Genomic DNA, 9,110 nt, shown 5'->3' with positions numbered 1-9,110 from the left:
TCACCAGATTTGAAACCCTATTTTTTACTAAGGAACATAAAGGTTAGATAAAAGTCCTACTTTTTCAGCAGTCCCACAAAAGGCAGCTGGCTCCGCTTAAAACTGATAGCCAAATAATCCAAGCCCAGGATTATCCAGCTATCAGCCTTAATGCTCACCAGCTAACCGCCTTTTGTCCCACTCTCAATTCACACGCCAGGTGCCGTCGCAAACGTCCAGGTCAGTGTCGAGGTGTAGTGTCCCGGGTGAATGCCCGCGTAGCCCAGCCGCAAATTCAGGTGTTCGCCGTGATTGCCGATGGCTTGAATGGCGATGCCCTCCCCGACGTTGAGGATGGTCTGACTCACGGCCGATAACGGCGTGGGCCCCCAACTAGAACCGCTGTCGTAGCTCAGACTGGCATCCAAGGTGCGGTCGGCCAGCTGAAATGGGGTCGTCTGCTGGAGCTGAATTGCGGTTTGCTCCCGGTGGCGGCGATTATCCGTGACGTCCAGGAGGTTGCCACCATGCACCATCTGACTACCAACGTCCTTGCCCAGACTCGTGCCATCTAGAGTGCCAAAGGTCAGGGGATTGGCCGTCGCATCAATTTGGCCGTCCGTGAAGTTCAGGTTCAGGTCGGGGCCGGCAAAGGTGCCCAGCGGCTGATTCGTGGCGTCTTCCCCGGTGAGTTGGACCCGCGTGGTGTACGGCATGTTGGTGGTCGTCTGTGAGGTGAACGTAATTTCATAGCCATAGCCAAAGATGGCGGTCTCAAAGTCGATGCCCCCGATCGTCCAGGTCGTTTCGCTGCCCGTTGTCTTGTGGTAAAGCCCCGTAACCACTTCGCCATCAATCTTTGCCGTCACGTCCGTGGCACTGCTGGGTAATTGAAAGGACAGATCGCCACTAGTCATGGCCGAGTATACGTTGGCGTCCACTAGGCTACCGGTGATCTGGCAAACATCCCCCTTGACCACGTTGACAAGGCTGTGATCGGTGTCCGCTTCTGCAGCAGGTTGCGCTGTGGTCGGACCGCCCGGCCCATTCAACTGGGTGCTCTGACTGGTAGCCTGGCCGTCAACGTCTTGGGTCTCTTGCGCATGCACCGCCAGGGCGGTCTTGTTTTTAAGCTGACTGAGGATTTGAACCTGCGGCGCTGTGTCCGGATTGACGGTCAACTGGGCTTGATTGGTCGTCAGCGTTTGCGTCTGTGGTTTATCCTTATCATCCGTGACGGTCACGGTGACCACCGCATAGTATTTTGCGCCGTTATCCGCCATGGTCGTCGCTGGCGTCGTGTAGGTCAACTCCCGATTGGTCGCGACCACAGTATCCTGATTCCCAACGACTTTGTGCCAGGTGACACTGTCCGGCGGTTGCTGGCCACTGCCCATCACGTGGAAGGTTGCCGGCTGGTGTTCATCGACCGTCTGATCCGCCAGCCCACCACCGACAGTCACCGTCACTGAGGCAGCCACGTCCGCTGTGGCGTAATTCTTTAGGGTCCCGGTAATGGTGACCTTGCCCGCTACGGCTTTGACGTTGGCCGTGACCTTCCCCGTTTTGGCATCCACGGTCGCTAAATCCGGGTCACTGCTGGTCCACGTGATATCGCCGGTCGCGTTCTCAGGCGTCGGCGTGCCGTGGACGTACGTGGTGGCCGCCACGGACTGGTTGTTGTAGAGATAGTCGTTGTCGCTGGTCACGGCGAGGTACGCCGCTTCGATGGGATCCGACAGCGTCGTCACTGACACGACATTGGAATAGTAGGTTGGCATGAATGCCGACGTAAGCGTATAGTATTGAAACGAGGCCTGGTAATGGACGACGCCAATCTGTTCGGGCGTCACTAACAGATCAGATTTGGTTCCATTTTTGCTTACCTTTTTCCAAGTCTTTCCTAGGTCATCAGACTGATACCATTGGAAATGATTGCGAGCGGTGAGGTTGATCAGCGACCACATCGAATGCGCCGTATCCGTCGTCAACATTTTCGACTGGTTTGTGTAGGCGAACCGGCTGTCCGGCTGAAGACTGAAGCCGGTGTTCAGATAAAATCCCAACAAGCCCAATGGTGCTGCGCTAGTTTTTCCTTTCCCCGGCACCGTGTTGGTCGTGGCGGCTTGCGCGTGCACCCGTCCCCGCGGGCGGCGCAAGACACCGATTGCCAAAACGACCAGTAAGACGACCATCAACATGTCACGCCATTTTCTCCCCGACATCCAACTGCTCCTTTCGCTAGTGGCTACTCGTAATCGCGCTGACGCAAAATTGCTATTAAATCCACTCTTTCACCGGATTAGAAGTAAAGGTGCTAAACCACATTTACGAAACAAAATGGCTGGTCGCCCATTATTATTTTCGCAATCGGTCTGCGTGAGTAACCTATCTAGGCCCATTATAGTAACAGCTGCAATTGAATACCAGTGGTAAGTGTAAAATATTTTGATTATTTACGTTTAATCGTTTTACGGTCAAACAGATTTAGCGTGGGCCAAAAGGCAGTTAGCTGGCGAGCAGTAAGGCTGATAGTTGACTGATCCTGGGCTTGGATTGTTTGACTATCAGTTTAAGCGGAGTCAGCTGCCTCTCATCTCCCCGTTTCAGCAATAGAGATTGAGAGAATAAAACGCGCGTCTGGGAATTATCCCAGGCCCGCGTTGTACATAGTATAGATTGGCTGCTACCAAAAAAGTCTGGCGGCTTGTCCCCAGACGCAATGTTCCACATGGAACACTCATTGAAATTTATCTTGGTTCTGCCGGAAGAAATCCGCGTACACCCGCACCTCTGGGAGCTCGTACCAGTGCTTGGTCGTCACCGGCACCGTGTCCAGGTCGTACACTTTCGCCTCCGGCAGGGCCAGCACCAGTGGGGAGTGGCTGGCAATGATGAACTGACAGCCGAAGAACCGCGTGCTGTCCGTCAGTAGCTGTACCAGGTCCTGTTGGCGGGCCGGCGACAGTGAGTTCTCGGGTTCATCTAGCAGATACAACTGATTATCCTGAATCCGCTCGGCAAAGAATTGCATGGCACTCTCACCGTTGGACCGCTCCGTCACGTTCTTCTGCAAGTGCTCGCGGGTATAGCGCGACTGCGTTTTTCGCCGCGTTTCCAACGTTTTCTTCAGTTCATCGTAGTCGGCGAGGTCATGGTATTGGAAGTCGCCAAATTTGTGATTGAGGTAGTCCTTGAAGGTTTCCTCGCGTTTGACGTCGATTCCCTGGTTCAGCGCCCGCAAGTCCAACATGTGATTGAAAATTTCATCGCTAGTGATGATTGCGGATTTTTCTGGCAACGGCACGTGCATCGTGTAGTCACAGAGGTCCAGGTAGGTCTCAAAAAAACTGGACCGGTTGTACAACGCCCCTCGCTGCAGGCCTAATTTTTCAGCAATCACGTTGAGCAAGGTCGACTTACCGGACCCGTTGTCGCCGTACAAAATGGTGATGGGCGCGAACTGGAGCGTCGGTACCTGCTTGGCCGGGAACAGCTGAAACGGGTAGTAATCCGAATAGGCCCGACTCTTTTGGTGCAAGAAAAAACGAAATTCCTGGTCTTCGCTGGCTAGCGTGAAGTCTTCTAAATACATCGTGGTGGCCCCCTCTCCGATTCCTATATACTATTTTACCTGAAGACAGAAAAAACACGCGCCCAGACGTTCCGGTGCGTGTCACTTTAGGCAAACGTGTCGTTGGGCAGCTTCAGTAGGCGTGGCTTGCTAAAGTAGTAGCCCTGCTTCAATTTGATACCCAATTGCTTACTGAGCACGCTGTCATCGTGGTCCTCGATGCCTTCCAGCACCAACCGGAGGCCGTATTCCTCCGTGATGGCCCGCCAGAAATGAATCTTCTGCTGAATCTCGGGGTCGCGAAAGTCCTGATTAAAGTTTTGTAACGCAAACTTAACCTCGGACGCCAGCGGCAATAATTCGGCGATCTCTGAGAAATAATTATCACCGGTGCCGACGTCATCTAGGGACAATTCCATGCCCTGATCCCGAAATTTTTTCAGCTGTGGCAACAGCTCATCAATCGTGTATTTCCGCGGACTATCATCCTCGGTCAGCTCAACGACCAGCCGCGTGGGATAAATCTGTTCCTGGCTTTTGGTGATGGCGGCCACAATTGACGTCGTCATTAATTGCTCACGGTTAACATTTACCGAACAGTAGCGCACTTTTGGCGATAAAACTTTCGTAGTTGCGACTAACAGGTCCGCAACGATTTGTGGATCAATCGCCGTAAATGATGCCGGTAAACGCCACCCGTCAGGGGTCAATTGCTTCATTAATAGTTCATAACCGAAGATAGTCTTCGTTTCCGTGTTGATTTGTGGTTGCACAAAATACCGATAAATTGGTTCCAAAAAATACTACCCCCTCATGAACAGTTTGCATTGCTTTACCTTACAGTTCAGTATACTATAATGGAATCAAATAGTGATAGAAAGAACTGATTAATCTTATGAAAGTCGTTGTTATCGGCTGTACCCATGCTGGCATCGCGGCGGTCAAGCAGATTCTAACCTACTATCCCGACGCGGAAATTACCGTCTTTGAACGGCAAAACCAGATTTCTTACCTGGCGTGTGCCACCTATTTACACATTGAAGGAACCGTTGAAGCCTTGACTGACGCCCGTTACGCCGAACCCGCGGACTTCATCAAGCAGGGCGTGCAACTGCGAACGAACCACGATGTCATTCGGATCAACGCGGCCACCCACTGCTTATTGGTTCAAAATTTACTAACCAAAAAGATTTCGCGCACCGGCTACGATAAGTTAATCATCGCCACCGGCTCGGTCACGGCCATTCCCGCAATCTCCGGCGTGGAAAATCCCAAGGTCCTGTTGTGCAAAACCTACGACGAGGCTCACGACCTGTGCGCCTACGCCGCGGATCAACAGAGCGTCGCCATTGTGGGTGGCGGCTACGTCGGCGTGGAACTCGCTGCGGGCTACGCGACCGCTGGCTACCAGGTCATGCTGATTCAGAAACCGGCATACCTGCTCAACAGTTACGTGGAACCGGAAATATCCGCTAAGGTTGCGCAGATTTTAACGGACAAGGGCGTCAAGGTGCTCACCAACACGGTCGTCACCTCATTTCAAGATGCGCCCGATGATCAACTGCTGATCACCACCTACGATGACAGCTACCACGTGGACATGGCGGCGATTAGTGCCGGCATGATTCCTCAGACCGACCTGTTGGCGGGCCAGGTCAAGATGGCCAAAAATGGGGCCATTTTAGTGGACGATTATCAGCAGACGTCCGACCCCGACATCTTCGCGGCGGGCGACGCGGCCATGAGCCACGACAACCCGAAGACGACCACGACTTATGCGCCGCTGGTGGCCAATGCGGTGCGCCAGGGCACGGTTGCGGGCGTTAACGTGGGCGATCGGCGGCTGCGGTCACTGGGCACCCAGGTCACGACGGGCATGCAAATTTTCACGTACACCATGGCCTCCACGGGGCTGACGCTGGCGGCAGCTAAGGCGGCCAATCGCAACGTGGGCCACGTGGAATACACCGGGACTTACCGGCCAGCTTTCATGCCAAACGCGCACCCGGTTACGGTGGAACTGCTGTACGACCGCAACAACCGGCAAATTTTGGGCGCCCAACTGTTATGTGAACACGACGTCTCACAGGCGGCCAACACCATCTCGGCGCTGATTCAAAACGGTGGGACGATCGACCAACTGGCGTTACTGGACATGCTGTTTTCACCGAACTTCAACCAGCCGTTTAACTACTTAAACTTGGCGGGCCAGATGGCGGTTGAACAGGAACACGGGTATTTGCGGAGTTAAGCTTTGAGATAGCAAAAAACTAGCAGCCTCGTCGTCTCGCAATTGGGAGGGCTGGGACCGCTAGTTTGTGGTGCAGTTATTTGTTAAAATGGGCTGCCAGTTTCTTTGTGGTGTAATAGGTGGCGCTGACGTTACCCCCCGAAACTTCTTGGAGCAGCTTGATTTTGTGATTCTTGTACGTCTTGGTCTTGACGCGGTAACTGCCCTCGAGCGGCAACGTGACCGAGTTGTTCCACAGGCCAATGTGAATGGTCTTCTTCTGTTTTTTAGCGTAGATCCAGAGACCATTATACTTATTTTTATTGTTAGGAAATGGTAGCTTGTGGGCGTGCAGATTAAAGTGGGTAAATTCTGTGTTGGTATCATAGCGCATCGCAACGGCCTTAGCCGTCACCTTCATGGCGTTCCCCCGTTTGCCGGCTGAGGTGTACCAGTTGTGGCGAAAGGCCTTGGGGAAGGTCTTTAGCGTGGACTTGGCTGCGGCTTGGGTCAGGTTCCCCGGCGTGGCGATGATACCAGTAACACCGAGCCCGGTGGCGACGATGGTGAGGGCGACTGCTTTTGTTAACTTCATGACAAATGATCTCCTTGTATGGACTAGTTTTCGTGGCGGTACCCCTGCCAGGCTCGGCCGAGCAACCGCCTGATTTACCTTCATCGTACACCACTGCTATGACACATGGTGACGCTGGGGGAAAATACTTAGAAAATCGATTTGTGATCAAAATACTTACGAAAAAGGCGTCCGGGATTTTGTCCCAGACGCCTGTTTTATTTCCAAATCTATATTACTGAAGCGGGCGACTCATTTTTCAAATAAGGCCGGATCAATTCGGCGGTCCTTGAAATAAAATTCGCGGTCATGCGCGTTGACTGCCCGGAGCACGCGGCAAGGATTGCCCACGGCGACTACGTTAGCGGGCAAATCCTTGGTGACGATGCTCCCGGCGCCGACGACCACGTTATCGCCAATCGTGATGCCGGGGAGCACGATGACGCCGGCACCCAACCAACAATTGCGGCCAATGTGGACCGGCTGATTGTGCTGGTAATTGCGGGCGCGCAGCTCGGCGTTGATGGGATGACCGGCCGTGGCCAGCGTCACGTTGGGGCCAATCATGGTGTGGTCGCCCACGTAGATGTGGGTGTCGTCGACCATGGTCAGGTTGAAATTGGCGTAGACGTTATCCCCAAAATGGACGTGATGGCCGCCAAAGTTGGCGTGAAATGGCGGTTCCACGTAACAATTTTCACCTAGTTCGGCGAAAAGCTCGTGGAGAATTTTTTGCTGCTGCGCGGGGTCGCTGGGCCGGGTGTGGTTGTAGTCGTAAAGGCGGTCGAGGTAGCGTTTTTGCTCGACTTCAATGGCGGGGTCGTCCGGCAGGTATAGATCGCCGGTATGCATTTTGTCGCGGTTGGTCATGGGGGGTCGTCCTTTCTGGGTGACTAGTTGATACCGCTATCATAGCATACTTTTCGGTGGGGATGTTTCACATGAAACATCTCAGCAAAAAGCCCCTCGCCGACTAAATTGCGTCGACAAGGGGCTACACCTAACTATTACTATTCTGGTTGGTCAGCGGAGAGGGAAATATCCCGGACGGCTTTGAAATCAGTCAAAGATTTTTCGTACTTGGCAATGGCGGAATCGGTCGCAAATTTACCCAATGGCAACCGCAGTGGCAGGTCGGCCGCATGGTTCGTCACTTGGTCGTAGATGATGGCCGCGGCCTTGTCGGGATCACCGGCCTCATGGTGGGCACCGGATTCACTGCCAGCGATGTCGGCCGCAAATTTTTCGTACGCGGCAATCTTCGGCAGCGCCTTTTGTGAGGAACGGCCCGCCCAGTCAGTCCGGAAACCACTCGGCTCAATCAGCATGATCTTAATGCCTTGGTCGGCCACTTCCTGCGCCAGCGACTCGCTCATGCCTTCCACGGCGTACTTGCTCCCGTGGTAGAAGGACAGCGTTGGGAAGGAAGCCAGGCCGGCAATCGAAGAAAAGTTCACGATAATCCCGGCACCCTGTTCACGCATCGTAGGTAAGACGGCGCGGGTCATGTCGACCAGCCCCCAGACGTTCACGTCAAACATGTAGCGCGCGGCATCACGGTCACTCTCTTCAAAGGTGCCGAAGTAACCGAGGCCGGCGTTGTTGACCAGAATGTCGAGACGACCAAACTTTGCTGTCGTGGCCGCCACCGCCGCTTTAATTTCAGCTTGGTTGGTCACGTCTAACGTCTGCTTTAAAATTTGGCCGTGATCGTACGCGTCCAAATAAGCCAGCTGATCCGTGTGCCGGGCGGTGGCGACTAAGTTCACGTCGTCCTTTTGGGCCAAGTAAATTGCCAACGACTTGCCGAATCCCGTTGAAGTTCCCGTAATTAACCATGTTTTTGTCATACCACTCACGCTCCTAAATTTTTGATAGCCTCAGTGTACAACCTATAGCTAGGTGGAGGTCAATTAATTTGTTTAGCTGTCTTGGCGGGTTGCGGCCAGGTCAATTTCCCGAACGTTCACTTCCTGGGGCATGTCGTAAATGAACTTCACGGTCTGCGCCACGTATTTGGCGTCCAGCGTCAGGCCACCCATGGTCTGCTTCCAGGCCTCGTAGTCCTTGAGCGCACCGGCATCCGTCACGTGCGTCAGGAGTTCAGTCTCCCCGGCACCCGGCGCAACCAGGGAAATCCGAACGCTATCGTTGGCCACTTCCTGGCGAATCGTTTCGGATAGACCGTGAACGCCAAACTTGCTGGCAACGTAGGCCGCGTGGTTGGCAAACGCCTTGAAACCGGCGATCGACGACATGTTGATGATGGTCCCGTGCTGGCGTTTAACCATAGCGGGCAGGACAATCTGCGTACCGTTCAGGACGCCCATCACGTTGGTGTCGAGCATCGTTTGCCATTCCTTAGGGTCTTGCCGTTGAACGTTGCCCAGTAGCATCACGCCAGCGTTGTTGATCAAGAGATCGGTCGCGCCGTATTGGGCTTCGGCCGCGTGAATCGCGTCAGCTAAGGCAGCCTGATCCGTCACATCGACGGCAGCCGTCATGACACGGGTGAAGTCTAACGGTAGCGCCTGAATCTTTTCTAAACGCCGGCCCAACAATAACAGCGGGTAACCTGCGGCGTTGAATAATTTGGCATCCTCTGCCCCGAAACCTGAACTAGCCCCGGTGATGACTACTAATGGTTTGTTTTCAGTCATGAAATGTTCCTCCTAAATTTTCTGTTGTTTAAGTAATGGCCATAGTATAGAATTTAGAGTTAGCTCTAGGTCAAGCATTAATTTTAAAAAAAG

8 protein-coding genes are annotated in these 9,110 nt (G+C 53.6%); 1 reads left to right on the top strand and 7 read right to left on the bottom strand.

What is annotated here, in order from left to right; genetic code table 11:
• Window positions 1–188 precede the first annotated feature (188 nt).
• The 3 genes from EKM99_RS14140 to EKM99_RS14130 form a co-directional block, all read right to left on the bottom strand.
• Window positions 189–2,204: an Ig-like domain-containing protein gene (locus tag EKM99_RS14140; protein WP_125584043.1), complete on the bottom strand. Its 2,016-nt coding sequence runs from the start codon at window positions 2,202–2,204 to the stop codon at window positions 189–191.
• Window positions 2,205–2,719: 515 nt separating this feature from the next.
• Entirely contained in the window at window positions 2,720–3,574 is an 855-nt protein-coding gene (locus tag EKM99_RS14135; RefSeq protein ID WP_125584042.1) for an AAA family ATPase, read from the bottom strand.
• Window positions 3,575–3,660: 86 nt separating this feature from the next.
• Complete coding sequence (locus EKM99_RS14130) at window positions 3,661–4,350, bottom strand: EAL domain-containing protein (RefSeq protein ID WP_125584041.1); 690 nt, start codon at window positions 4,348–4,350, stop codon at window positions 3,661–3,663.
• A 98-nt stretch (window positions 4,351–4,448) separates the two neighbouring features.
• On the opposite strand from EKM99_RS14130, the gene EKM99_RS14125 reads away from it, so the two are divergent.
• Window positions 4,449–5,804: an FAD-dependent oxidoreductase gene (locus EKM99_RS14125; protein ID WP_125584040.1), complete on the top strand. Its 1,356-nt coding sequence runs from the start codon at window positions 4,449–4,451 to the stop codon at window positions 5,802–5,804.
• Between the two features lie 76 nt (window positions 5,805–5,880).
• On the opposite strand, the gene EKM99_RS14120 is transcribed toward EKM99_RS14125, so the two are convergent.
• From EKM99_RS14120 to EKM99_RS14105, 4 genes are all read right to left on the bottom strand, one after another.
• On the bottom strand, window positions 5,881–6,378 hold the full coding sequence (locus tag EKM99_RS14120; RefSeq protein ID WP_125584039.1) for a hypothetical protein: 498 nt from the start codon (window positions 6,376–6,378) through the stop codon (window positions 5,881–5,883).
• Between the two features lie 231 nt (window positions 6,379–6,609).
• Window positions 6,610–7,227, bottom strand: coding sequence for a sugar O-acetyltransferase (locus tag EKM99_RS14115; protein WP_125584038.1), 618 nt, complete (start codon window positions 7,225–7,227; stop codon window positions 6,610–6,612).
• 140 nt (window positions 7,228–7,367) lie between these two features.
• Entirely contained in the window at window positions 7,368–8,207 is an 840-nt protein-coding gene (locus EKM99_RS14110; RefSeq protein ID WP_125584037.1) for an SDR family NAD(P)-dependent oxidoreductase, read from the bottom strand.
• Window positions 8,208–8,279: 72 nt separating this feature from the next.
• Window positions 8,280–9,017, bottom strand: a complete 738-nt coding sequence (locus EKM99_RS14105; RefSeq protein WP_125584036.1) for an SDR family oxidoreductase — start codon at window positions 9,015–9,017, stop codon at window positions 8,280–8,282.
• Window positions 9,018–9,110: the final 93 nt, after the last annotated feature.

Origin of the sequence: Levilactobacillus cerevisiae (genome assembly GCF_003946245.1) — a bacterium.
Lineage (GTDB): Bacteria > Bacillota > Bacilli > Lactobacillales > Lactobacillaceae > Levilactobacillus > Levilactobacillus cerevisiae.
The sequence above is the reverse complement of the archived record's forward strand: the minus strand, read 5'-3'. Positions and strand labels throughout refer to the sequence as shown.